25 protein-coding genes are annotated in these 24865 nt (G+C 61.0%); 6 read left to right on the top strand and 19 right to left on the bottom strand.

Annotated elements, in window-relative coordinates; genetic code table 11:
• The first annotated feature begins 22 nt into the window (after window positions 1-22).
• The 3 genes from Q0844_RS11360 to Q0844_RS11350 all read left to right on the top strand — a co-directional run bounded on the left by Q0844_RS11360 (window position 23) and on the right by Q0844_RS11350 (window position 3841).
• Window positions 23-508 carry a (2Fe-2S)-binding protein gene (locus tag Q0844_RS11360; protein ID WP_299044819.1) on the top strand — a complete coding sequence of 162 codons (486 nt, stop codon included), beginning with the start codon at window positions 23-25 and terminating at the stop codon, window positions 506-508.
• 86 nt (window positions 509-594) lie between these two features.
• Window positions 595-2958, top strand: coding sequence for a xanthine dehydrogenase family protein molybdopterin-binding subunit (locus Q0844_RS11355; protein WP_299044817.1), 2364 nt, complete (start codon window positions 595-597; stop codon window positions 2956-2958).
• A 100-nt stretch (window positions 2959-3058) separates the two neighbouring features.
• On the top strand, window positions 3059-3841 hold the full coding sequence (locus tag Q0844_RS11350; RefSeq protein ID WP_299044815.1) for an FAD binding domain-containing protein: 783 nt from the start codon (window positions 3059-3061) through the stop codon (window positions 3839-3841).
• Between the two features lie 53 nt (window positions 3842-3894).
• Here the strand turns inward: Q0844_RS11350 and Q0844_RS11345 are convergent, their stop codons facing one another.
• Together Q0844_RS11345 and Q0844_RS11340 are read right to left on the bottom strand one after the other, a co-directional pair.
• Window positions 3895-4767 carry an FAD:protein FMN transferase gene (locus tag Q0844_RS11345; protein ID WP_299044812.1) on the bottom strand — a complete coding sequence of 291 codons (873 nt, stop codon included), beginning with the start codon at window positions 4765-4767 and terminating at the stop codon, window positions 3895-3897.
• Entirely contained in the window at window positions 4764-6866 is a 2103-nt protein-coding gene (locus Q0844_RS11340) for a 4Fe-4S binding protein (RefSeq protein ID WP_299044810.1), read from the bottom strand. Before Q0844_RS11340 ends, Q0844_RS11345 begins: the two co-directional genes overlap by 4 nt.
• A gap of 110 nt (window positions 6867-6976) precedes the next feature.
• Here Q0844_RS11340 and Q0844_RS11335 point away from each other — a divergent pair, with 110 nt between their 5' ends.
• Window positions 6977-7741: an ABC transporter permease gene (locus Q0844_RS11335; protein ID WP_299044809.1), complete on the top strand. Its 765-nt coding sequence runs from the start codon at window positions 6977-6979 to the stop codon at window positions 7739-7741.
• On the opposite strand, the gene Q0844_RS11330 is transcribed toward Q0844_RS11335, so the two are convergent.
• The 7 genes from Q0844_RS11330 to Q0844_RS11300 all read right to left on the bottom strand — a co-directional run bounded on the left by Q0844_RS11330 (window position 7738) and on the right by Q0844_RS11300 (window position 12079).
• On the bottom strand, window positions 7738-8439 hold the full coding sequence (locus Q0844_RS11330; protein ID WP_299044808.1) for a vWA domain-containing protein: 702 nt from the start codon (window positions 8437-8439) through the stop codon (window positions 7738-7740). The genes Q0844_RS11335 and Q0844_RS11330 overlap by 4 nt on opposite strands.
• Before the next feature lie 9 nt (window positions 8440-8448).
• Window positions 8449-9534, bottom strand: a complete 1086-nt coding sequence (gene pqqE, locus Q0844_RS11325) for a pyrroloquinoline quinone biosynthesis protein PqqE (protein WP_299044807.1) — start codon at window positions 9532-9534, stop codon at window positions 8449-8451.
• Window positions 9518-9796, bottom strand: coding sequence for a pyrroloquinoline quinone biosynthesis peptide chaperone PqqD (gene pqqD / locus Q0844_RS11320; protein WP_299044806.1), 279 nt, complete (start codon window positions 9794-9796; stop codon window positions 9518-9520). Before pqqD ends, pqqE begins: the two co-directional genes overlap by 17 nt.
• On the bottom strand, window positions 9793-10539 hold the full coding sequence (pqqC, locus tag Q0844_RS11315) for a pyrroloquinoline-quinone synthase PqqC (RefSeq protein ID WP_299044805.1): 747 nt from the start codon (window positions 10537-10539) through the stop codon (window positions 9793-9795). The genes pqqD and pqqC overlap by 4 nt, the downstream gene beginning before the upstream one ends.
• Window positions 10536-11423, bottom strand: a complete 888-nt coding sequence (gene pqqB / locus Q0844_RS11310; RefSeq protein WP_299044804.1) for a pyrroloquinoline quinone biosynthesis protein PqqB — start codon at window positions 11421-11423, stop codon at window positions 10536-10538. Before pqqB ends, pqqC begins: the two co-directional genes overlap by 4 nt.
• Before the next feature lie 15 nt (window positions 11424-11438).
• Window positions 11439-11546 carry a pyrroloquinoline quinone precursor peptide PqqA gene (gene pqqA, locus Q0844_RS11305; protein ID WP_299044803.1) on the bottom strand — a complete coding sequence of 36 codons (108 nt, stop codon included), beginning with the start codon at window positions 11544-11546 and terminating at the stop codon, window positions 11439-11441.
• A 113-nt stretch (window positions 11547-11659) separates the two neighbouring features.
• Entirely contained in the window at window positions 11660-12079 is a 420-nt protein-coding gene (locus Q0844_RS11300; RefSeq protein ID WP_299044802.1) for a heme-binding protein, read from the bottom strand.
• Between the two features lie 66 nt (window positions 12080-12145).
• Between Q0844_RS11300 and gndA the strand changes: the two genes are divergently transcribed.
• Window positions 12146-13567: an NADP-dependent phosphogluconate dehydrogenase gene (gene gndA / locus Q0844_RS11295; RefSeq protein ID WP_299044801.1), complete on the top strand. Its 1422-nt coding sequence runs from the start codon at window positions 12146-12148 to the stop codon at window positions 13565-13567.
• Here the strand turns inward: gndA and Q0844_RS11290 are convergent.
• From Q0844_RS11290 to Q0844_RS11260, 7 genes are all read right to left on the bottom strand, one after another.
• Window positions 13556-14479: an SMP-30/gluconolactonase/LRE family protein gene (locus Q0844_RS11290; protein WP_299044800.1), complete on the bottom strand. Its 924-nt coding sequence runs from the start codon at window positions 14477-14479 to the stop codon at window positions 13556-13558. The two genes, gndA and Q0844_RS11290, sit on opposite strands and share 12 nt — an antisense overlap.
• Window positions 14439-15182 carry a cytochrome B gene (locus Q0844_RS11285; protein WP_299044799.1) on the bottom strand — a complete coding sequence of 248 codons (744 nt, stop codon included), beginning with the start codon at window positions 15180-15182 and terminating at the stop codon, window positions 14439-14441. The genes Q0844_RS11290 and Q0844_RS11285 overlap by 41 nt, the downstream gene beginning before the upstream one ends.
• Entirely contained in the window at window positions 15182-16117 is a 936-nt protein-coding gene (locus tag Q0844_RS11280; protein ID WP_299044798.1) for a carbohydrate ABC transporter permease, read from the bottom strand. Before Q0844_RS11280 ends, Q0844_RS11285 begins: the two co-directional genes overlap by 1 nt.
• Window positions 16117-17028: a sugar ABC transporter permease gene (locus Q0844_RS11275; RefSeq protein WP_299044796.1), complete on the bottom strand. Its 912-nt coding sequence runs from the start codon at window positions 17026-17028 to the stop codon at window positions 16117-16119. Before Q0844_RS11275 ends, Q0844_RS11280 begins: the two co-directional genes overlap by 1 nt.
• Window positions 17029-17106: 78 nt before the next feature.
• Window positions 17107-18435 carry an extracellular solute-binding protein gene (locus Q0844_RS11270; protein ID WP_299044794.1) on the bottom strand — a complete coding sequence of 443 codons (1329 nt, stop codon included), beginning with the start codon at window positions 18433-18435 and terminating at the stop codon, window positions 17107-17109.
• A 28-nt stretch (window positions 18436-18463) separates the two neighbouring features.
• Window positions 18464-19552 carry a sn-glycerol-3-phosphate ABC transporter ATP-binding protein UgpC gene (ugpC, locus tag Q0844_RS11265; RefSeq protein WP_299044792.1) on the bottom strand — a complete coding sequence of 363 codons (1089 nt, stop codon included), beginning with the start codon at window positions 19550-19552 and terminating at the stop codon, window positions 18464-18466.
• A gap of 99 nt (window positions 19553-19651) precedes the next feature.
• Window positions 19652-20719 carry a LacI family DNA-binding transcriptional regulator gene (locus Q0844_RS11260; protein ID WP_299044790.1) on the bottom strand — a complete coding sequence of 356 codons (1068 nt, stop codon included), beginning with the start codon at window positions 20717-20719 and terminating at the stop codon, window positions 19652-19654.
• A gap of 212 nt (window positions 20720-20931) precedes the next feature.
• On the opposite strand from Q0844_RS11260, the gene Q0844_RS11255 reads away from it, so the two are divergent.
• Window positions 20932-21696 carry a penicillin-binding transpeptidase domain-containing protein gene (locus tag Q0844_RS11255; protein WP_299044789.1) on the top strand — a complete coding sequence of 255 codons (765 nt, stop codon included), beginning with the start codon at window positions 20932-20934 and terminating at the stop codon, window positions 21694-21696.
• 39 nt (window positions 21697-21735) lie between these two features.
• On the opposite strand, the gene Q0844_RS11250 is transcribed toward Q0844_RS11255, so the two are convergent.
• The 3 genes from Q0844_RS11250 to Q0844_RS11240 form a co-directional block, all read right to left on the bottom strand.
• The gene (locus tag Q0844_RS11250) at window positions 21736-22881 is read right to left on the bottom strand and encodes a substrate-binding domain-containing protein (protein WP_299044788.1); all 1146 of its coding nucleotides are present in this window, start codon (window positions 22879-22881) and stop codon (window positions 21736-21738) included.
• An 86-nt stretch (window positions 22882-22967) separates the two neighbouring features.
• Window positions 22968-24095 (bottom strand): ABC transporter permease, encoded by a 1128-nt coding sequence (locus Q0844_RS11245; RefSeq protein ID WP_299044787.1) that lies wholly within the window; start codon window positions 24093-24095, stop codon window positions 22968-22970.
• Window positions 24092-24853 (bottom strand): ATP-binding cassette domain-containing protein, encoded by a 762-nt coding sequence (locus Q0844_RS11240; protein ID WP_299044785.1) that lies wholly within the window; start codon window positions 24851-24853, stop codon window positions 24092-24094. The genes Q0844_RS11245 and Q0844_RS11240 overlap by 4 nt, the downstream gene beginning before the upstream one ends.
• Between the last annotated feature and the right edge of the window lie 12 nt (window positions 24854-24865).

Genomic DNA, 24865 nt, shown 5'->3' with positions numbered 1-24865 from the left:
AGACATTCCAAGGGAGGAAAGCATGACAAAGGTAACCATGACGGTGAATGGCAAGGCCGTCTCGGGCGATGTGGAGGGGCGCACCTTGTTGTCGTCCTTTTTGCGCGACGATCAGGGCCTGACAGGAACCCACGTGGGCTGCGACACCTCGCAATGCGGGGCCTGCGTGGTGCATGTGGACGGGCAGGCGGTCAAATCCTGCACGATGCTTGCGGTCGAGGCCGAAGGAGCCGACGTCGCCACCATCGAAGGCCAGGCCAATGCCGACGGGTCACTGAACGTGATCCAGCAGGCGTTCCAGGATCACCACGGCCTGCAATGCGGCTTCTGCACGCCCGGCATGGTGATGTCGGCGGCGGCGCTGCTGAAGGACAACCCGAAACCGTCCGAGCAAGAGGTGCGCGAATATCTCGAAGGCAACATCTGCCGCTGCACCGGCTACCACAACATCGTCAAGGCGATCATGGCGGCGTCCGGCCAGGATGTGACCGCCATCGCCGCAGAGTAACACGAAAGGTGCGCGCAAAGCGCACACCCTACGCAACCCGTAGGGTGCGCATTTACTGCGCACCGAACCTCAAGGGAGGAATTTGAATGCCCAAGGATACAGGGATTGGCGCCGCCACAGTGCGCCGCGAAGACGTCCGCTTCCTGACCGGAACCGGCGAATACACTGACGACATCACGCTGGCAAAACAGACCTACGCGGTCTTTGCCCGCTCGACCGTTGCCCATGGCACGATCAAATCTATCGACACATCGGCCGCCGAAGCGATGCCCGGCGTGCTGGCCGTGTTCACGGGCGAGGATTTTGCCGAAGTGGGCGGCAACCCAGCCGGGTGGCTGATCAACTCGCGCAATGGTGAGCCGATGAAGGAACCCAAGCGCCCGGTACTGGCGCACGGCAAGGTCCGCCATGTGGGCGATGCCTATGCCGCCGTGGTCGCCGAGACGGCAGAGCAGGCCCGTGACGCGGTTGAGGCCATCGAGGCCGACATCGAGGAGCTGCCCGCCATCGTTGACATGAACGCCGCCCTGTCGGGGTCGAATTATGTGCATGACGAGATTGGCACCAACCAGTGTTTCGACTGGGGCTGGATCGAGGACAATCGCGACGCAACGGACAATGCGATCAAGAACGCGCATCACGTCACCACGCTGGAGCTGGTCAACAACCGCCTTGTCCCCAACGCGATGGAACCCCGGGCGTCCATCGGCAGCTACAAGGCCAGCACGGGTGAATACACCCTGCACACGACATCGCAGAACCCGCACCTGACGCGGTTGCTGATTTCGGCCTTTGTTCTGGGTATTCCCGAGAACATGCTGACTGTCATTGCCCCCGACGTGGGCGGCGGCTTCGGCTCGAAAATCTACCACTACGGCGAAGAGGCGCTGGTGCTGGCCGCGGCCAAAAGGTTGAACCGTCCGGTGAAATGGACGGCGGACCGGACCGAGTCGTTCCTGACGGACGCGCATGGCCGCGACCACGTGACCAAGATCGAATTGGCGCTGGACAAGGACGGCAAATTCCTTGCCTTCCGCACGGACACGAAGGCGAATGTGGGTGCGTACCTGTCGAACTTTTCGACCGCGACGCCCACCTTCCTGCACGGCACGCTGATGGCCGGGAACTACACCGTTCCTCTGGTCTATGTGAATGTGAAGGCCGTCTTTACCAACACCGCCCCTGTTGATGCCTATCGTGGGGCCGGGCGGCCCGAGGCGACCTATTCCATCGAACGGGTCATCGACAAGGCCGCGCGTGAGTTGGGGATGGACCCCATCGAACTGCGCCGCAAGAACTTCATCAAGCCGGATCAGTACCCCTTTGCCTCCGCCGCCGGGCTGGAATACGACGCGGGCAATTACGACGCGTTGATGGACAAGATGGAAGAGGTCGCGGATGTGGCTGGTTTTGCAGCGCGTCGCAAGGAGAGCGAGGCCAAGGGGCTGCTGCGCGGCTTTGGCGTGAACGCCTATATCGAGGCCTGCGGCATCGCGCCGTCGAACCTTGTCGGTGTTCTGGGATCACGTGTGGGTCTCTATGACGCCGCCACGGTGCGCGTGAATGCCACCGGCAACCTGAGCGTCATGGTCGGCGCGCACAGCCACGGGCAAGGGCACGAGACCGCCTTTCCCCAAGTGGTGGCCGAGATGCTGGGCATCGACCCCGCCGTCATCGACATCGTGCATGGCGACACGTCCAAGATCCCGTTCGGGATGGGCACCTATGGCTCGCGCAGCCTTGCCGTTTGCGGCTCTGCCGTGGTGCGGGCGACCGAGAAGATCATCAACAAGGCCAAGAAGATTGCAGGCCATATGCTGGAGGCGTCCGAGCACGACATCACGCTGGCAGACGGCGTGTTCTCCGTCTCGGGTACCGACAAGTCGGTGACCTTTGGTGAGGTCGCGCTGAAGGCGTATATTCCGCACGAATACCCGCTGGAGGATATCGAACCGGGGCTGGAGGAAACGGCGTTCTACGATCCGGCGAACTTCACCTATCCCTCGGGCGCATATGCCTGCGAGGTTGAGGTGGACCCGGAAACCGGCAAGGTGACCGTCGACCGGATGACGGCCGTAGATGATTTCGGCAATGTCATAAATCCGATGATCGTGACGGGTCAGGTCCATGGCGGTCTGGCACAGGGCATCGGGCAGGCGCTGGTCGAAAACACCACCTATGACGAGAACGGCCAGCTGCTGAGCGCGTCTTACATGGATTACACCATGCCCCGGGCCGACGATCTGCCGATGTTCGCGGTGGATCACAGCCAGGGCACGCCGTGCACCCATAACCCGCTTGGGGTGAAGGGCTGTGGCGAGGCCGGGGCCATCGGGTCGCCGCCCACGGTCGTCAACGCGGTGATCGACGCGCTGCAGTCGGGGGGCAAGACCGTGACCCATATCGACATGCCTGTGACGCCGTCGCGCGTTTGGGAAGCAATGCAGTGATGTGAAAGGGAAGGACCGGGGGCCATCCCCCGGACCCCCGGGATTTTTTGAAACAGAGGAGAGGGACCTCGCGATCTGTTTCAGAGGAAAGGACCAAGAGATGTATAATTTTGAAGTAGAAAAGCCGGGCACGATTGCCGACGCCGCCGCTGCGATGGGTGGTGAAGAGGCACAGGCGCTGGGCGGCGGGCAAACGCTGATTCCCACGTTGAAGCAGCGCCTTGCCAGCCCGACGACCCTGGTGTCGCTGTCCGGTGTCGCCGAGATGCAGGGGATCAGCAAGGACGGAGACACCCTGCGTATCGGTGGGGCAACGACCCATGCATCCGTTGCCGCCGACGGCAACTATCCCGCCCTGTCGGCGTTGGCCGCGCAGATCGGGGATCCGGCGGTGCGCAACCGCGGCACCATTGGCGGCAGCCTTGCCAACAATGATCCGGCGGCGTGTTATCCGGCGGCTGCGTTGGCGTCGGGTGCGACCATCATCACCAACAGCCGAGAGATCGCGGCGGATGACTATTTCCAGGGCATGTTCGACACCGCCCTGAACGAGGGTGAGATCATCACTGCCGTGTCCTTCCCCGTCCCGCAGGCAGCGCATTACCAGAAGTTCGTACAGCCCGCGTCGCGCTTTGCGTTGGTCGGAGTGTTTGTCGCCAAATACGCAAGCGGTGTACGGGTCGCTGTGACGGGCGCATCGAACGAAGGTGTGTTCCGTTGGAGCGAGGCCGAAGCCGCGCTGAGCGCCAACTTTTCCGCGTCCGCCCTGGACGGGTTGAGCGTGTCGCCTGACAACATGATCACCGACCTGCATGGCGCGGCGACCTACCGGGCGCATCTGGTCAAAGTCATGACCGGGCGTGCCGTCACAGCTGCAAGCTGATTTTCCGGACCTTTATTGCGGACAGGGCGGGGATCGTACCCCGCCCGGTTCGTCTAAAGCGTTGTCAGGTTCCCGACGGGATCGACAATGGTGATCCGGTGCACCCCCTTGGCGCCGCGCACCCGGTCCACCAGGGCGCGATCGGCCAGAACCAGCCCCGTCGACAGCGCATCGGCCATGGCTGCGGTTTCCGCCTCGACCGTCACGGTTGACCAGTGCGGTGCCTGCGTCGCGTGCACGATGTGCCCCTGTTGGCCCAGCGGTGTCGCCATCGGGCTGGATGTGGCAACGGCCATGTCCGTGATCGTGCGCGTCGCAAGCAACCCGTGCTGCGGGTCCGCCACCCCAAGCCGCCAGGGGCCGCCGGCGCCGCGATATTCTCCGATATTGACCAGGGTGCGGGTGAACCCAAGCGCGCGGAGCGTGTCTGCTACCAGGTCCGTCGCAAAACCCTGTGCAATTCCGTTGAAGGTCAACGCCTGGCCCGGTCCAAGACGCACATGATTGCCGCGCCTGTCGACCCGGTCCCACCCGACGCTTGCTTGTGCTGCGGTCACGTCGTTGCCGTCGGCAAGGGCGCGCCAGAGCGGCTGTATGGTCGGATCAAAGAGACCGTCGGTCAGGGTGTGGGCCACGTCTGCGATCTGCATCAACGTCTCGAATTGTGCAGGGACGGTGTGTTCCCCCGTCATGTTAAGCACGGCAAGGTCGGACGTTGGGTCGTAGAGAGAGAACATCCCCTCGACCTCTTTCATCAGGGTCTGCGCCTTTTGCACCGCCCGGGTGGTGACGTCTGCGGGGCCGTTCAGCACAATTGACACGTCGGCACCGAATGCGCGGCCGGACCACGTGTGTCCCTGCGCCAGGGCGGGCGTTGCGGCAAAGCTGGCCGCGATGGACAGGAAACGGCGACGGGTCACTGTCATTCTGCGGCCACCTGCAATTTGCGGCCCCGCGCGGCCAGGATCAACGGTACGCATTTGTCTGCGTCGTCATGGATCGTCACGCAATCGAGGCATTGGAAACATTCGGAATACTGGATCTCTCCCGTTTTCTTGATTGCGCCATAGCTGCATTTGACCTTGCATAACTGGCAGGGTGATCCGCACTCTGCCCGGCGGGCAATCCAGTCGCGGCCTCGTACCAGCCCGCCGATGGCCATTACGGCGCCCAGCGGACAAAGGTAACGACAAAAGCCCTTGAACAGGACCATCGACAAGAGCAGCAGCCCCACAGCGTAGGCGACATAGTACCATTCGCGCACGAAGAACGTCGTGATGGCTGTTTTGAACGGTTCCACTTCGATGGCCTTGTCGAGTGCGCCGGGTGCCAGAAAGACCAAGGCCACCAGACCGGCCAGTACGGCATATTTCAGGTTTTTCAGCTGGCTGTCCCAGAATGCATTGGGTTCAATCTGGGGCAACCGCAACAGGCGGCCCAGGTGGTTCGCAAATTCCTGCAAGGCACCGAACGGACACAGCCAGCCGCAAAACAGGCCGCGCCCCCACAGAACAAAACCCACGAGGGTCACGGCCCACAGAACCAGCGAAAACGGATCGTAGAGCAGGAAGGCATAGCTGCCCCCATCCAGCGCCGTTCGGAGAACAGCGAGAGGTGTGGCGATGGAGAGTTGGCCCTGTCCCCACCACCCGATGAAGCCGGTCACAAAGGCAAGAACACCAAGGCGTAGCGGGGTGAACCACGCAAGTGAAGCCACGCGGTTGGTTCCAAGAAGAAGCAGGATGATCAAACCTGCAAGAAACACCCCGAGCACCACCAAATCCACGGCCCGATTGCGCAGCGCGTCCACCCAGGGCGGTGCGGGTTTTACAATCTCGGGCCGGGCATAGAACCGTTCGGGCGTGACATGGGGCACGTCCACAGTGACCGACCCGATCTCGGGTTGGAATGACCCGTGTTCGCGCAGTGCCTTGACCTTGAGTGTCCAGTCCGTTGTTGGATCAAACCCCAGACGCCGATCCGTGCGCAGGATCAACGCGGCCCCGTCATAGACCGCGTTATGCAGATCATCTGGCAGCGCGTCGTTCAGTTCGACGTAGATGTCGCTGTCTCGAAAGGCGATGGGGAAACCGCCTTGTTCCGCGCTGATCAGGTCCGGTGCGGTGTTGCGCACAAATTCGTCTGTGACCAATCCGTGCCGGGCGGCTTCGATCACCAGCACCGGTTCGTCGGTGTCCGCAATCTGCATGAAACCCTGGAGTTCTTCGTAACTGCTTGGGCTCAGCACCGCCCGTGCGATCGATGGCGCACCGATATCTACAAGCCATAGATCCAGGTAGGCGCCGTCGGGATCATCCTTGGCCTCGGGGTCGTCATCTTCCCACAAGGTGCCATCAAAGGCGATGTCCATTTCGCCGTTGGTCACCACCTTACGTGTGACAATGCCCTGCGCCACCAGATCGTCCCATGTCAGGTCTTCGCGGTAATCGGGATCGGGATAGGCGGGTGGGCCGGACGAGATCCCGCCCATCTTTTCCCGCGCGACCTGCAATGCGGCGGCCAGGATGCTTTCATGCGCAATGCGCACCGATGCGGTTCCCTTGGTCACCCCATCCAGATAGACCAGCGCGGACCCTTCGCTGCCCGCGCCGTAAGGCGAGCCCACAACCAGAGAATCCGAAATGGAGTGCCCGCGATACTGTTTGAAAAAGTCATAAAACAGCTTTTCCGGCAGGCCCGAAACAAAGATCGGTTCGTTGTGCGAAATCAGCTGCACATCCAGAAAACGGCCGTCCAGATCAAGGACAACGAGCAGGTTGATAGCCGCCCCGGAAAAGCCGGGCAGCGGCGCCATCGGTTCGGTTTCAAATACATATCCCGCCTCGGCCCCACCTGAATTCAGAAGCTGCCAGACCCCCTGGTCATTGATCTTGGCACCCAGCGACATTGGGGGCACGATGTAAGGCTCAAGCACGTCGCGAGAGAGCGGCTCGGCCACGGCCGAAATCAACCCCATGCACCACAGTATGGAGGACAGCAGGAATGCATGTATGGGCCTGATCATCGACATCCCTCGCAGCCTATGACGACAGCCTGCGTGACCCTATGCGACTAAGGTATGAACGCGGGCTGACAAGGCTTTGGACGCAATCACATTTGTGACAGGGTGAGCCCATGCAAGACACCCGTTTCGATACCAAGGCGCTGGTGCTGTCCCTGCTGGGCCTTGTTGCCCTGTGGTGGGCTGCGGCTTGGGTCGGGGATGATCCCAGTGTTTTGCCAAGCCCGGCGCAGGTCTGGCGCATCTTTGTGGGCGAGGTTGCGCAAGGTGAGCTGCAGGTCCACTTTGCCGCCACGTTGCTGCGGGTGGCGGCGGCCTTTACGCTTGCCATGGGACTGGGCGTTGTCATCGGGTTCGTGATGGGGATGAATGCCACGATCAACCGTTGGTTTTCCACCTGGTTGGTCGTGCTTCTGAATGTGCCTGCGCTGGTTGTGATCGTGCTGTGCTACCTGTGGATCGGCTTGAACGAAGTGGCGGCCATCACGGCCGTTGCGCTGAACAAGACCGCGATGGTCGCCGTATCGATCCGCGAGGGTGTGCAGGCGCTTGATCCCCGGCTGCGCGATATGGCGCGCGTGTTTCGGATGCACCGGGTTGCGCATCTGCGTCATGTCGTCTTGCCGCAGCTTTGGCCCTATATCGCGGCGTCCACGCGCAACGGTTTGGCCATCATCTGGAAGATCGTTCTGGTCGTCGAATTTCTGGGTCGCAGCAATGGGATCGGGTTTCAGATTCACCTGTATTTTCAGTTGTTCGAAACCGGTTTTGTGTTGGCCTACGCGCTGAGCTTTGTTGTCTTCATGCTGGTGATTGAATTCACGCTGCTGCGCATGATGGAGGTGCGGGCAACGCGCTGGCGTCACAGCGCTGCCTAGAACAGCAATTTGCAGCCCAGCGTCCGGTTCATGGCTTCGACCAGTTCGTTGACTGTTTCGGTGTTCACGTATTCGCCGCCTGTCTGATCGGCAAGGCAGCGAGCGACGCTGACCGAATTCAGGTAATCGGTGTCGCCTTCGGTTTCCCAGCCGAAGTGTTCGCCCCGTACCTTGAAGCCAATCACGTGGACCGTGGTGCCCGTGCCTGCCAGCTGCGCGGCCAAGGTGCAGGTCTGGCCGCCGCAGGTTTCCTTGCCGTCCGTGACCAGCACGACTGTGCCTGGCTGTTCGGGCGCGCCGAGTGTTTTGGCGGCCAGCGCAACCGCCTCGGTCAAGGCGGTGCGCCCTTCGGGTTGCAATCCGTCGACGGCTGCGATGATCGGGCCCGCCGCGTCCGCGCGCGGGCCAAAGCGCAATTCAATGCCCGAGCATTCGCCAACGCCCCCCGCTCCTCCGGGGCCATAGACAATCAGCCCGATGCGTCGGAACGGCGCCACCTGCGGCATGGCCGTGCGTATGGCCCGGCGCGCCTCGAAGATGCGCGGTTCGTCGATCTGGTTGAACCCCATTTCAGCCATGGAGCCAGAGCCGTCAAAGACGATCATGGCGTCTTCGGTGCAGTTTGCTTGGGCGGCATTCGCCAGCAGGACGGACAGGATACCTGCCAACGCCGCCGTCTTCTGACCTGTGCACCGCATCCTTTCCTCCTATCGCCGATAGACGAATTCGGGCGCATCGACACTGTGCACCTCTTCGGTCAACAATGCATCCAGTGCGGCGCGTCCGGGTGACTTGTGGCAGACCGGGTCCGGTGCCGATGCGTCCCCCAACACGGCCATGGCCTGACACCGGCAGCCGCCAAAATCAATGTCCCGGCGTTCGCAGCCCTGGCACAACGGCGGCAGCCAGTCCGTGCCGCGATAGGCGTTGAACGCCGCACCATCATACCAGATTTCTGCCAGTGGGCGGTCTGACACCTTGTCGAAGGTGAGGTGTGGAAGTGTCTCAGCCGCGTGGCACGGCAGGACCGTGCCGTCCGGTGTGATGTTCACCCCTGTGGAGCCCCAGCCGTTCATGCACGCCTTGGGAAAGTCCGAGTAGTAGTCAGGTGGCACAAAGTCGATGACCAAGCGTCCTTTGAGCGCCTCGACCGCACGGGCCACGGTGCGTTTGGCGTCATCCACCTGCGCCCGGCTGGGCTGCAAGGCGGCGCGGTTGACAAGGGCCCACCCCTGAAACTGGACACAAGCCACTTCGATCCGCCGTGCGCCCAGCCGGCGAGCCATGTCGATTGTGGCGGGCAGATCATCCAGGTTCTCGCGATGCATGACCGCGTTCAGGGTCAGCGGAAACCCGATATCGGCAATGATTTCAGCTACGTGCATCTTGCGGTCAAACCCGCCTGCATACCCGCCGATCCGGTCCGCCATGGCTGCTGTAACGCCCTGCAGGGACAATTGCACATGGTCCAGCCCGGCGTCGTCCAGCTCTTGCAGGCGCCGCGCATTCAGACCGATGCCGGAAGTGATGAGGTTCGTATAAAGTCCTGCCTCGCGCGCAGCCGCGACCAGATCGACAAGGTCGCGCCGTGATGCAGGTTCGCCCCCCGACAAGTGCAATTGCAGGACACCCAGAGCCGCGGCTTGCCGAAAGACATCAGACCATGCCGCGGTGCTGAGTTCGGTGTCCTTCGCCAAGAGTTCAGTCGGGTTTGAACAATACGGGCAGGCCAGCGGACAGCGATGCGTCAGTTCGGCAAGCATGGCCATGGGGGGATCAACGCGGGTGGACATGTACCATCCCCTTGTCCCGCAAATCGGCGACAAAGCCTGTCACATCCGGCGCGATCACATCCAGCGGCGCATCATAGACTTCGGCCAGCCTGGTCGAGATTTCGCCCAGACTGGCCACCCCGTCCAACTGCCCCAAAACAGCCGTGCCAACATGGTCCAGCACCAGCACCCGTTCGGGCCCGAGCAGCACGTCAACCTGACGCACCGCATCAAAATGCGTGCGCACACCGCGCGGCAAGTATGGCACGTCGTCTTGTGTCATTGTGCAAGGCCTTCGCCGGGGCGCCAGCCGCCGGGGGGGATGCGCCCAGGCTCGACATAGGCCGACCACAGCGCGTCCAATTGCGCCCACAACACTTCGGTCTTGAAGGTCAGGGCGCGCACGGCGGCGTCCTGATCGGCCTTTGTCACCGCGTGGTCCAAGACCCATTTCAGCCCAAAGGCGACGTCCTTGGGCGCCTCGTTCAACCGATTCCGAAAATAGGACAGCGTGTCTGCGTTCGCGAACGCGTAATGTTCCAACAGTCCTGCGATCCGGTTCTTGTGGATGGCCGGGGCAAAAAGTTCAGTCAAAGACGAGGCAACGGCAGGCAGTAGGGGTTCGTCGCGGACAAAGCGCACATAGGCGTCCACGGCAAAGCGGGTAGCGGGCAGTATGCCCGCCTCTGACGCGACATAGTCTGGGTCCAGTCCCACGCCTTCGGCCAGCTTGAGCCAGCGCGCAATTCCGCCTTCGCCAGGCGCAGACCCATCGTGATCTTCGATCCGCGAACGCCACGCGCGGCGCAAGGCGGGGTCCGAGACACGGGACATGAACGCGGCGTCCTTCATGGGGATTCGGGTCTGGTAGTAGTAGCGGTTGATCACCCACGCCCGCACCTGATCCGGTGTGCATCCGCCTGAATGCAGCAGATGATGAAAGGGGTGTTTGTCATGGTACTGCGCGTCACCGACGGCACGCAGCCGTGCCTCGAACACTTGCGCGCTGTCGGGCTGGTCGGTCACAGCGTGATCTCCATCCCGTCATAGGCGATGTCCCAGCCGTGGTCGATAACTGTTGCGCGTTCGGCGCTGTCTGGCTGCAGGATCGGGTTGGTGTTGTTGATATGGATGAACACCTTGCGCGCTGACAGATCGCTCAGCCGGGCCAGACTGCCCTGTGCCCCGTTCAGCGGCACATGTCCCATGCGGGCCCCCGTCTTTTCGCCGGTCCCGGTCCGTTGCATGTCGTCATTGTTCCAGACGGTGCCGTCGAACAGCAGCAGGTCAACACCGTCCAGCCTGTCGTGCAGCCAGTCCGGCACAGCTGCGCAGCCCGGCACATACGCGGCACGCGACACGCCATCTTCCAGCATCAGGCCCACGGTCTGCTCCCCCACTTCTTCAAGGTTCAGGGTGTCGCCTTCCAGAAAAAGCGCCACCTTTCCTGGCACGGCAAACGGTGTGATACGCAACCCCGGAACGGGTTCAAACGGTGTATCCAGCGTGATCGCGCGCTGGGTGACAAGTGCCGGGTCCAGGACGCCGAACACCGTGTTGGAGGCAAGAATGTCCAGGCCGGCCGAGGTTGTGTACACATCAAACCCCGTCTTTTCCCGTAGGGTCAGCAGCCCGGCAATATGGTCGATATCGCCGTTGGTCAGAACCACGGACGCAATCGGTGAACCGCGCAATGCTGGCGGGTGCATCTGCGGGCAGGTGTCCACTTGCACCCTAATGTCAGGCGAGGCGTTCAAAACCACCCAAGCCGATCCATCCACGGTTACCGCGACAGAGGATTGTGTCATGCGCGGGATCACCCCGGCGCGTGCATCCGCGCAGTTGCGGCACCCACAATTCCATTGGGGCAGCCCCCCACCGGCAGCTGCCCCAAGTACAATCAGTCTCATGGACCGAAAGGTGCCTTAGATCACGTCACGCTCTGCGCCGCGGTCATCGTCTTCACCGGGGCCATACATGTTGATTTCCATGCCGCACTTGATTTCGCGCGCTTTGGGTTTGGTCCATGCCATTGCAGATTCCTCCTCTTTCACACGCATAAGATAGCTGCGCCCACGGCGACGCCATATGCGACTTTAGCCCTAGCTTGGTCGCGAGCGGTCACATTTGCTTGTGATGGACAGGCTTATGGCGCCTCCGTGGCGCCGATCGCGGCAAGGGCCGCCCGCGCGACATCCTTGTCCTGATCCGCGGTGCCGGATCCGACACCGATCCCGCCAACGCAATGCCCGTCCACGTAGATCGGCAGGCCACCACCCAAACGGGTCACCGCATTGTCGGTTGCTGCCGCAATTGCTGGACCGACGGCTTCGGGGATTGCGTCGCTCGGCGCTTTGATTGACGCGGCGGTGCGGGCCTTGGTCCCTGCGCTCTTCAGGCTCAGAAATTTTGCCCCGCTCATCCGCAACTGTCCAAGGGTCACGCCACTGGCGTCAACGATCACGATACACTGCGGCTGACCCATGTCTTCGGCGCGGGCAACGGCGGCGGTCAGCATGGCCATGACACCCTCATGAGCAAGGCTCAGCGACTTTTCGACATGCATGACTTCCATCCTTTCATCAGCTTTGTTATCGGTAACATAACAGTGGCTCCGGGAAGAGGAAAGCACATGTCTGCAGCAGAAATCGGTGTGATCGGATTGGGAACGATGGGAGCGATGCTGGCACTCAACATCGCGGACAACGGGTTCCGTGTGGCCGTTCACAATCGCACGGCGGCCCGTATTCCGGAGTTCATGGACAAGGCAGGGGATCTGGCCGAACGGATTACTGGCCATGCCGCGCTCGAGGATTTCGTGCAAGGCCTTGCCAGCCCACGCAACATCATCCTGATGGTTCCGGCGGGTGACGCGGTGGACGCGCAAATCGAACACCTGCGCCCGCTACTGGATGCAGACGACATGATCATCGATGCAGGCAATGCCAATTTTCACGACACGGAACGACGCGCCAAGGATGCAGTGGATGCTGGTGTACCGTATCTTGGCATAGGTGTGTCGGGCGGGGCCGAAGGCGCCCGCTTTGGCCCGTCGATCATGGGCGGGGGGACACCCGAGGCCTGGGACCGCGTGGCCCATATCCTCAGGGCCATTTCGGCCAAGTACGAGGGCCATCCCTGTGCCAACTATATGGGCGCCGGCGGGGCCGGACATTTCGTCAAGACGGTGCACAACGGGATCGAATATGCCGACATGCAGTTGATTGCCGAAGCCTATGGCGTGATGCGCGACGGAATTGGCATGACTGCGGCGGCGTGTGGTGCGGTGTTTGATCGCTGGAACGAAGGGTTGCTGCAAAGCTATCTGATCGAGATTTCCGGTAAGGTGGCCGGCGCAACGGACCCTGACACCGGCAATGCGATGCTGGACATGATCCTGGACCGTGCCGGGCAGAAGGGCACCGGCCGTTGGACGGTGATCGAGAGCCAGATGCTGGGTGCGCCGGTGCCCGTGATCGAGGCGGCCGTTGTGGCCCGAAACATGTCCGCTGCCCGCGACCTTCGTCTGGCCGGAGCAGATGTATTTGGGCCATCCGGGGGCGCATTGGCTGACGGCGCGCTCAGCTTTGATGAATTGGAGCAGGCACTGATCGCGGGCAAGGTTCTGTGCTATGCCCAAGGGTTCGAGTTGCTGATCAAGGCAAGTGTTGACTATGGCTGGGACCTGCCGATGGCCGAGATTGCCGAGGTCTGGCGCGAAGGGTGCATCATCCGGTCGGCGATGTTGAACGACATGGCGTCGGCGTTGACCGACGCGCCTGATCGGAATCTGGCGCTGGCGCCCTATTTTGCGGACATTCTGCGCAAGAACGTGGCCGGGTTGCGCAAGGTGGCCGTGGTTGCCATGGGGTCAGGCCAGCCTGTGCCCGCGCTCGCGGCGGCGCTGAACTACTTCGACACGCTCACCAGCGCCTGCACAACGGCGAACATGCTACAGGCGCAGCGCGATTACTTCGGAGCGCACAGTTTTGAGCGGACTGACAAGGATGGTGCGCATCATGGTCCGTGGCTGGATCAGCACCTACAGGGGTGAGACGCCGTTCACGTTCAGGAACACGGAATAGAGCGAGGTTGTGCCGGCAATGAACAGCCGGTTCAACTTCTCACCACCAAAGCAGACATTTCCGACCAGTTCGGGGATGTGCACCTTTCCGATCAGCACGCCGTCGGAATTGATACAGTGCACACCGTCCGCGGCAGAGCTCCATATGCGGCCGTCGGTGTCTAGGCGGAAGCCGTCAAACAGCCCTTCGGTGCAGGTGGCGAAGACATCGCCGCCGGACAATGTGCCGTCTGCATTTACGCTGTGGCGGCGGATGTGCTTTGGGCCATCCGGGTCATGGGTGATGCCGGTGTCCGCGATGTAGAGCATCGATTCGTCCGGTGAGAAGGCAAGGCCGTTGGGTTTCATGTAGTCGTCAGCAGCGATTGTGATCTCGCCCGATGGATCGACGCGGTAGACATGACATGCGCCGATTTCGCTGTCGGCCCTGTCGCCTTCATAGTCCATGAGGATGCCGTAGCTGGGATCGGTGAACCATACCGAGCCGTCTGATTTCACGACGACGTCGTTGGGCGAGTTCAGGCGCTTGCCCCGATAGCTGTCCGCAATGACGGTGATCGAACCATCATGTTCCGTGCGTGTGACCCGTCGGGACTGATGTTCGCAGGATACAAGCCGACCTTGCCGGTCGACGGTGTGACCGTTGGAGTTGCAGGACGGCTGGCGGTAGGTCGACACCGACCCGTCCGTGTCGTCGTATCGCAGGATGCGGTTGTTGGGGATGTCAGACCACAGCAGATAACGCCCTGCAGCGAACCAGACCGGCCCTTCTGACCAGCGGGCACCGGTCCAGAGCCGTTCGACACGGGCATGGCCCACAAAGCAGTTGGCAAATTCGGGTTCAATGACTTCGAACCCGGTCCCCTCGATCACGCCGAACATCGTCTTTTCCTTCCATAGTCTCGCCAAACCGGCGCACGCCCCAGCCCGGTGTCGGGCCCTGGTTGCCGGGATGGGCGGGGTCGGTGCCCCAGATCGCCTGATATGTGTCAATCGCCATGCCGCGCCGTTGAAGTGCCACGAACAGAACCGCCAACACCGCCCACCATATCGTCAATGTCAGCCACATCCAGACCGGGCCGTTGGCTTTCCAAAGGCCCAGCAGAATTGTGATGATGCCCAACAGGATCACAGTATAGCCGACCCCCTTGTGCAGTGTCTCGAACATGCGCCGCCAGGGTGTCATGTCGTAATGGTGACCGCGCATTTGCGTGTCGGTTGGCCCCCCTTTGGACCCTCGCACCAGGCCCAGAAGGACCTGCATCGTCGCGCCTGCAAGGACTGCGTATCCCAGCCAGTTGTGCAGGCTCATCGACGCCAGATCGCTGGGCAGCACGAGCAAGAGGCCAAGGCCCGACAGGCCGACGACCAGAGATTGCCCGATCCAGTGGCTGCGCCACCAGACGAGGTTGTCAACCTCGCGCGGCCAATCCTGGCCCGGCATGACCTTGAAAAACCGGGCGATGATCACCGCGAGCGGTGCGAGGATGCCCCAAGCCAGCACCATCGACCTTGCGTGCCACGAGATGGCAAAGCCGACCTCGTGCGTGCGGGTTGGATCAATGGGGGCGAGGAGCCAGTCCATCAGCCCTTGACCGCCCCGGCCGTCATGCCGGTGATGATCTGGCGGCTGGCCAGCAGAGTGAAGATGATGGGCGGGATTGCCAGCAGCATGCCTGTGGCCATGATCACCCCCCATTCCACGTTAAACTCGGACATGTTGTTCACGATCAGGATCGGCACCGTGCGGGTGTCGCGGTCCGACAGGGCCGAAGCGAGCAGGTATTCGTTCCATGCGATGCGGAAGGTGAAGATCGCGGCGGCAGCAAGGCCCGGTTTGATCAGTGGCAGCACGACCTTGAAGAACACCTGGAACGGCCCTGCGCCATCGACCCGCGCCGCCTCTTCCAGAGAACGGGGGACCTGCACGATGAAGCTTTGCAGGATCCAGATCACGAAGGGCAGGTTCATCGCGACATAGATCAGGATGATACCGGAGTGCGTGCCGGCGAGGCAGACATCGCCTCGCCCGCCAAACGCGTCGCGGATCGCGCCTCCGATGATGCCATCGCGATCCAGACAGAACTCGTTATTCCACAAACCGAAGACAGGGACGAGTAGCACGGCGGGCGGCACCATGCGCACCATCAGCGTGCTGAGTGAAACAGTGTCCCGCCCCATGAACCGGAAGCGCACCAGCGCGTAGGCGGCCATGCATCCGATCACCAGCGTCAGCGCGGTCGAGATCAGCGCGATGATCAGCGAGTTGATGAAAGCATTGCCGAATTTGAGCGAACAGAAATCAATGTGGTCCGGTTCGTACCAGAGCACGTCGCAAAGCGCCTTTTCGTAGTTCTGGATCGTCGGCAGGAAGATGAGACCGGAGGTGCCAGAGATGATGTCTACGTCCAGCTTGAACGAATTCATGAACATCAGGATCACGGGACCTACGGACATGAAGACCAGCAGCGCGATGACGGCGTAGAAGGCGGGATTGGCGCGGGAGTTGGGGGTGGCCATCAGCTTTCCTCCTCGACCAGGGCGTTCAGGCGGGCGGCGCGGGATTCCTGCCAGCGGTTGAAGGCGAACATGCCCACGGTCAGCAGCAAGAGCAGGATCAGCAGATAGTTGGACATGGCCGCCGCGACGCCAAGTTCGCGGAATTCGGTGGCGGTGCGACTGATCCGCAGCGCCAGGATTTCGGTGCTGAGGCCCGGGCCGCCCTCGGTCATCACAAGGATCACTTCCAGTACCTTGAAGGCGTCGATCAGGCGTAGGAGTGCCGTGACGATCAGGACGGGCATCATCAGCGGCAGCTTGATGTGGATGATCTGTTGCCATGCGGTGGCACCGTCGATGCGCGCGGCCTCCAAAGCCGAACGGGGCAACGATTGCAGGGCGGCAAGCGACAGGATGAAGATGAAGGGCGTCCATTGCCAGATGTCTGCGATGATGACGGAGGTGAGGGCGTGATCCCCTAACCAGTCCACGCGCGGCAGGCCGATGCTGTCAAGAAAGCGGTTAAACGTGCCGACAGTCGGGTGGTACATATAGCGCCACATCAGGCCCACCACGACGGGTGCAATCATCATGGGCAGGATGAACATGGTGCGCAGGATCGAGATACCACGGATCTCGCGGTCGAGCAGCAGGGCGAGGCCAACACCGATGATCATCTCGATGGTAACGACGAAGAAGGCAAAGCGCAGCGTGACGCCCAGGCTTTCGTGAAAGTTCGGGTCGTTCCACAGAAAGATGTAGTTCTTGAGGCCCACGAACTCGGCCTCACCAATGGTCTGGCTGGGATTCCAGTCACGGAAACTACCCCAGACCATGTACCCCAGCGGGTACATCAGCGCGATTGCCATGATGATCGCGGCGGGCGCCATGAACATGTAGGGCGTCAATCGGTTGGCCATCGCGGTGCGCATGGTGATGCCTTTGGGACTCAGGAAGGGAAAAGGCCGGGGCGCGGGCGTGACACCGCACGCCCCGGCAGGAGGAATGGCTTATTGCCAGGTGTAGTAGCCGGCGTCTTCCATCACGGCGCGGGTCCGTTCGGCCACGCCATCGAGGGCTTCCTGAATGTCCAGATCCTCGGTCAGCACCTTGGACATGGTCGTGCCGATGTCGGCATTGATCTTGCCCCAAACGGGGATGATCGGGCGCCAGTCGGGGTCGGCGAATTTCAGCGCTTCACCAAAGGTCGCGGCGAACGGGTACTTTTCGTTCAGACCTGCGTCTTGGTAGGTCGAGAAGCGCGAGGGGTTGCCGCCTTCCATGGCGACCATCAGGTCCCCTTTTTTGGACGTCAGCCACTGCATCAGCAGGAAGGCTGCTTCCTTGTTCTCGGCGTTCTTGGGGATGCCGATGCCAAAGCCACCGGTTTGGCTGCCGCGACGCACACCTTCGGGATGCATCGCATAGCCAACCTTGCCCACGACCTGGCTGCGCTCTGGATCTTCGAACCCTGGCATGAAAGCAATGGAATCCATGAACATGGCCGCCTGACCGCTGGCAAATGCGTTGGCCGCTTCGGACGGGCCAAAGCTCATCGCGCCTTCGGGGCCGCAGTCGACGATGGTTTTTAGCGCGTTGGCCGCTTCGACGCCGGCGGCGTTGTTGATGATAGGGTTCCACGCATCGTCAAAGACGCGGCCGCCAAGGGGGGCGAGGTGCAGAAGGAACGCGTGGCTGGCCTGGTGGCCAGACGCCGCGCGCGACGCCATACCGCCCATGCCCGGCTCAACCTCGGGGATCTTGCATGCCGCATCAAGCAGTTGATCATAGGTTTCGGGCGTCGGGATCCCGTGCTTTTCAAAGATGTCCTTGCGGTAGGCGAGGACGGACGTTTCAGACCCAAACGGGATGCCGAACAGCGAGCCGGTCGGACCCGGCAGATAGCCCTTGAAGCCGCCCGCGACACCGATGTTTTCAACATAGCCGTCGATCAGATCACCGGCGTCATAGTTCGGGTCGGCCAGTTTGGGGTTCATGAAATACTTCGCCAGGTTCTCCAGCTGGTCGGCAAACACATAGTCGGCCTTGGAAAACACGACGTAGGAAATGAGGTCGTATTCGCCTTCGTCCTGAGCCAGTTCCAGAGTCTGACGTTCGCGCATCTTCAGGTAAGGCAGCTGGTCGACTTCGACTTCGATACCCGTTTCCTTGGTGAATTCGGGCAGTACCTTCATCGCGGCGTTGTAGTGCGGGTGCGCGGGGAAGTTCACGATCAGCGTCGTGCCGGCATATTCCTCGTATGGGTTGGCATAGGCCGCCCCTACCATGATGGCGGCGGTCGTCAGACCCAACGCCGTGGTTTTCAGTCCTTTGAACATGTGTTCCTCCCTTAGAACTTTATGGTCTTCAAAGTGCGGTTTCGGTTGTGCGGTCGAACAGGTGGACGCCGCGTTGGTTGACTGCGAAGGTAAGGGTCTGGCCGAGGGCGACAGGGGTTTCCGAGTTCACCTCGACCATCACCTGTGCGGGGCCGCATTTGCAGAGCAAGACAGATTGCGCGCCGACATATTCGGACACCTGAACATCAAGCGTGAGCGCACCTGCGGGGTCAGCGCCCTCTTCGTAGTTGAGGTCGGACGGGCGGATACCCAGTGTCACGTCGCGGCTTGAATGCGCCTTGGCCTTGGCTGCAGTTTCCCCGGTCAGTTTCAGGTTGAAGCCGTCGCCGGTGACCCAAATGTCTCCGGCGCGTTCTTCCAACGTGCCATCCAGGAAGTTCATTGGCGGCATACCCATGAATCCCGCAACGAACTTGTTGACCGGGCGCTTGAAAAGTTCCTCGGGCGTGCCCTGCTGCTGGATGTAACCGCCATGCATTACGACGATCCGATCGGCGAGCGTCATCGCCTCGATCTGGTCGTGGGTGACGTAGATCATGTTTTTCTGAACCCGCTGGCTCATCAGCGCCAGTTCTGCGCGCATCTGCCCGCGCAGTTTCGCATCGAGGTTCGACAGCGGTTCGTCAAACAGGAAAATGCCGCTGTCCTTGGCCAGCGCGCGCGCCATCGCGACCCGCTGGCGTTGTCCGCCCGACAAGGCGCCGGGCTTGCGGCCGAGGAACTCGGTGAGCCCGACCATGTCGGCCACTTCCTTGACCTTGGCGTTGATCTCGGATTTCGGGCGGCGGGCCAGTCGCAGTGCAAAGCTGATGTTTTGGGCGACGTTCATATGCGGATAAAGCGCGTAGTCCTGAAACACCATCGCCAGATCGCGTTCTTTCGGTTCCAGATGACTGACCGGTTTGTCGTCGACATAGATCTCGCCATCCGACACGTCCTCGAGCCCAGCAATCATGCGCAAGGTCGTGGATTTGCCGCAGCCAGACGGGCCAACCAGCACGGTAAATTCGTTCTCGGCCATCTCAAGCTCGATTCCGTGCAAGACCTCCACATTGCCATAGCGTTTGACCAGATTGTCGAGCCGGATGGTGGGCATGAGAGTGCTTTCAATTTTTGTTACCGGTCACATTAGCAAGTGTGACCGGTAACACAAGAGAAAACAAATCCGGTAACAGCCTGATAAACAGCCACTTTGTTATTTCGTGCTGCCGCGAAAGCTCAGATTCACAGGAACTGGGACAAGCGTGCGACTCGCTTGGTCGCCGTCCGACAACAAACGTCCCAGCAGTTGCCCGGTCTCGCGCCCGATAGTTTTCGGGTCCACCGAAACGGTGGTTATGGTCGGCGTGGCAAAGCGCGACACTTCGAAATCCCCAAAGCCTGCGATGCCGATGTCTTGGGGTACGGATTTTCCAAGTTTCAGCATCACGGACAACACGCCAAATGCAGGTGCGTCCGATACGCAAAACACGCAATCCGTGTCTGGAAAATCGTTCAGCAACCTGGTCGCGGCAGCGGCTCCTTCTTCAATCGACAGGGGCGGTTTGCCGATCTTGAGGGCCCGGTTTGTCGGCAACCCTGCTTCCTTCATCGCGTCAAGATATCCTTTGCGCCGTGCGGCGCCACGGGTCCAGTCATCGTCCGCCTCACCGACAAAGGCGATGTTGCGATACCCCTTGCCGATCAGCGCACGCGTCATGTCCGCCGCGGCCTGCCGGTTGGAAAACCCGATCGTGTGGCCGATCGGATTGTCTGGCCGTTCCCACAGTTCGATCACCGGGATATGCGCATCGCTGAGCAATGCGATTGTGCGGTCGGAATGACCGTCATAGGACAGCACGATGGCTTCCGGGCGACGCTTGAGCATATCCTCGACAAGCTGTTCCTCGCGATCTGGGGAATAGTCGGTGTGCCCCAGCAAAATCTGCTGCCCGATGCCTTCCAGTTCCTCGGTCAGGGCTTGCACTGTTTCGGCAAAGTGCAGGTTGTTCAGCGAAGGGACCAGTACCGCGACAAAACCCGAGCGTTTGGTCGTCAGGCTACCCGCCATCTGATCGGGCACATAGTTCATTTCGCGCACAACCTTTAGGATACGGTCGCGTGTATCCTTGGAAATGGGGCTGTCCTTTTTCAGTGCGCGGCTGACGGTCATGCGCGACACACCAGCCGCGCGTGCCACGTCACGCATCGTGACCGGACCGGTGGATTTGTGCGGCGCTTGGGACATGGCGTGCAGGGTGTGCCCGGTCACAACGCGCGTCAAGGCGGTATTTCCGTCAGGTGCGCAGAAGGGCGCCAGCGAGACACCGCTTGATGGATTGCAGGTCCGCCGGAGCCGTCCTATTTCGATGCTGAATGGTGTTTCTCTGGGTGTTCAGCACGGTGATACGAATTTCCCTTCGGTGTTCAATTCCCGGGCTTGCCATCATACTGGGCCTGTTGACCCTTCTTTCCGTCCAAGCCGCTGCCGACACCGTGCTGAAGCGAGCAAACTTTGCCGCACAGATGGGCGACCGGCGGTCAAGCTTCCTGGCACATGATCTGACCGATGGGCACAGCTGTATTCTTGAAGGCAGCGATCTTCAGATGCGTCACGCGCCATGGTCGACTTTCAAAGTTCCTAATACACTGATTGCCCTGGAAACCGGGGTTGTGTCCGACATCGAATCCTGGCGCGATTGGGACCCGGTGCACCGCCCCGCTGCCGCGTTTTGGCCGGATGCCTGGCGGCAGGGTCAAACACTGAAAACCGCATTCCAGCGGTCCGCTGTATGGTACTATCAGGACCTCGCGCTTGATGTGGGTGGGGCGCAATACCGGGCTTTTCTCACAAAGTGGAATTATGGCAATGCCGACGCCCCAGACCGGTCAGACACGTTCTGGCTTCAAGGCCCGCTCAAGCTGTCGGTGGCCGAGCAAGTGCAGTTTCTCGAACGAATGGTCGCGGGCCACCTTGATGTTCAGCGGGATCATGTGTCCGCTTTGATGGCGGCGGCACATGCGGGTCCTCTTGGGGACGCGACGCTGTTTGGCAAGACCGGGGCGGGCCCGGTAACAGAACAACGGTTTTCCGGCGCGTTCGAAGGCTGGTATGTGGGCTGGCTGACGCAGGGTGATCAGGTTACGGCGGTCTTTGCCCATCATGCAGTCGGACCATATTTTCAGGCGATCCGGACCTATCGCAAGGATTTTGCGGAGACGTTGCTAGCGGCGTGTAACTTGACGGACGCGCAGGACTAGATATGTGGCGCCACCCGGACCGGGTGACGCCATTTCGCTTTAGCGGTCGAGCGCGCCGACGCCCGAGAAGCGGAAGGCTTCCTGTTCCAGCGCGTCGATTTCCTCGGCACTCATCTGGTCGTGGGCAACCGTGATCCGACCCAGGAAGACAAAGGGCAGTTCATCCGCGCGTCCTTCAAGGTCTGCCTTAATGGCTTCGGCTGTGGCCGCGCCCACATCATCACCCATTCGCATCGGTGTGGCGTCCAGTTCACCACGGCGGATGGCGTCGAGTTCAAGGCCTGTGCCACCCCAACCGGTCGAGAAGATCTCCTTCTCTTTGCCGACCGACACCTGCGCCTCGACCGACCCCATTGCCATCGCGGTGTTTGCGTTGTGGATGATCTTAGCCTCAGGGTAGGATTGCAGGATCAGCGATGTCCCGGCAAACCCGCCCTCGCGCTGATATTCGCCATAATGTTCGTAGACGGTGGTCCAGCCAGCCTTTTCTTCCACGCAAGCCTTGAAGTCACCGGACCGCTGATTGTCAGTGATGCCCGGGATGCCGCGGTTCATCGCCATGGTCACGCCTTCTCCCAAGCGCCCGATCATGTAGTCGCACATGGTCAATGCACCCGCAGCCGACGAAAAGTCGAACCAGGCGGCTGGCTGATGATCAAGCTCTTTCAATGGGGTGTGAAACGCCCAGACATATGTGGTGAGGTCGTCCTTTTCCGCCGCCAGTTTCGAGATGTTGTCGGCCTGGATGGCCAGTTCCGACGGGCCAAAGATCACGTAATCATAGATGTCTTTGTCCAGAACCACCTGGTTGGCATAGGTCGTTTGCAACGAATGTTCGATCTGGCGCGACGCGAATTCGGTCGTTTCGTACTGCACCCCCAATTCGTCCAGACGCTTGGTCATGGCCAGATAGTTGCGCGCCCAAAAGTCCGACGTGTCCGAGGATGGATAGATCAGGGCAATCTGGATCGGGGCGTCCTGCGTGCCGGTGAATTTCACCGCCTCTGCGCCTACGATGGCCTGCATGGCTTCCAGCTTGCCTTCGGCATTCACCTCGTCCGGCACCCAATAATCGCGGTCTGCGATGTCCGGTAGTTCCTTCAGCGGCAGGGTTGCGTGCCCGTCCGCCAGTGCGATTCCGGTCATCGCGGTTGCGACGAGGGCTGTGGTTGCTAAAAGTCTCATCTTGGTTCCTCCCTTTGCAATGAGAGCGGGGCCATCGGCCGCGGCCGGGGCTGCACCCCCGGCCCGGCCACCCCGCATGGGCCGGATCACCCGCTGTTCACGGTATCCCCGGCAAAGACGCCGCCGATTGCCAAAAGCGCAATCAGGACACCAATCAGGAGTGCGGAGAACCGCACCAGTTTCTGGCCTTCCGCTGTTTTGAGATCAGCGAACCAGCCACCCGCGCCATCGCGGTCTTTCTTTTGAATCCAGGCATAAAGCGCGACCGAACTGATGATGACAAAGCCCGAAGCGACCGGTTGCCAGAAGAATTCGATCCGCAATGTCACCAGCGCGTTCAACATCATGGCAAGCAGCAGCACACCCGAGAACGAGCCGATGATCGAGGCGCGACCACCAAAGAGTGACGTGCCCCCCACAACCACCGCCGCAATGACGTGCAAGTTGAAGAACGGGGCCATCGTCGCCTGAATGGCGTTCTGCTTTCCGGTCAACATCAGACCCGCAAGGGCTGCGCAGGCGCCACACAGCACATAGGCATAGACCTTGTGCCGCTTGACCCCGATACCCGTCAGTTCCGCAGATTCCGGGCTGGAACCGATGGCGACCGTGTAGCGGCCAAAATGCGTGCGTTGCAGGATGTAGTAGCCCGCAACCATGGTCAGCATCCCGATCACCGCAGGGGTTGGAATGAAAAACGGGGTTTGGCCGCGCCCCATTTCCGTCAGAAAATCCGGGAACCGGGCCAATACCAGACCTTTGGCAAGCAGCAGCGCCAATCCCTTGTAGACAAGGTCCATCGCGAGCGTACCGATCAGGTCGGGTACGTTGAAGCGTGTGATGACGAGGCCGTTGATTAGGCCCAGAAGTGCGCCGATGGTCAGCGCAATCGGGATGCCCACATAAATCGAGAACCCGAATTGCTTGACCAAAAAGGCCATGATGATGGCCGACAGGACAGCGACCGACCCGACCGATAGGTCAATGCCGCGTTGCGTGATGACAAAGGTCATTGCCATCGCCATCGGCATGTACAGGGCGGCGTCCTGCAGGATCAGTTCCAAGTTGCTGATCCGATAGAACCGGTCAGGCGATGCGACGGCCATGAAAAGGAAGATCGCCGCAATCATCGCCATGGGCGCGATGACGGCCATGTAAGGTTCAAGCCGCTCGCTCAGCGGTGGCTTGTAGTCTGTATCAACTGCGGAGTTCATGCGGCGTCCTCCTTGGCACCAACGATCATGCCCAGCACTTCCTGGGTCGAGCTTTCGGCAGTGAGCGCCACGCCAACGCATCGTCCGCGGCGTTGGACGTGCACACGGTCCGCGACCTCGAACACGTCGTCCAGCGAGTGGCTGATCAGAATGACGGCCAGACCTTGAGCCTTGAGAGACAGGATCAGTTTGAGGGTCCGCGCGGTTTCTTGCGGTCCCAGTGCCGCCGTAGGTTCGTCCATCACCAGCACACGCAGGCCTTCGTGATAAACCGCCCGCGCAATGGCGACGGCTTGGCGTTGTCCGCCTGACAGACTGTCGGTCTGCGCATCCAGAGACTTCAGGCGCACCCCCAGACGTTCCATCAGGACACGTTCGGTTTCTTCGCGCATTTTCTTGTTGTCGAGGACAGTGATGCCAAACACTTTCTTTGTCAGCTCGTTGCCCAGGAACATGTTGGCTGCCGGGTCAAGATGATCGGCCAGCGCAAGGGTCTGATACACGGCGTCGATACCTGCCTTGGCGGCATCGGCGTGGTTGGAAAATTCGACTTTTTCGCCGTCGATGTAGATTTCACCGTCGGTCGGTTGGTAGACCCCGGTCAGCACCTTGATCAGGGTTGATTTACCGGCCCCATTGTCGCCGACAATGGCAAGAACTTCGCCAGCATAGGCACTCAGGTTGACGTCTTGCAGGGCGGTGACGCCGCCGAACCGTTTGGTGATTCCGCGCATCTGCACGAGTGGCGTATCAGCCATATCTCTCTCCTC

Source organism: uncultured Tateyamaria sp. (assembly GCF_947503465.1).
Classification (GTDB): Bacteria; Pseudomonadota; Alphaproteobacteria; order Rhodobacterales; family Rhodobacteraceae; genus Tateyamaria.
This window is presented reverse-complemented; position numbering and strand designations above follow the sequence as displayed.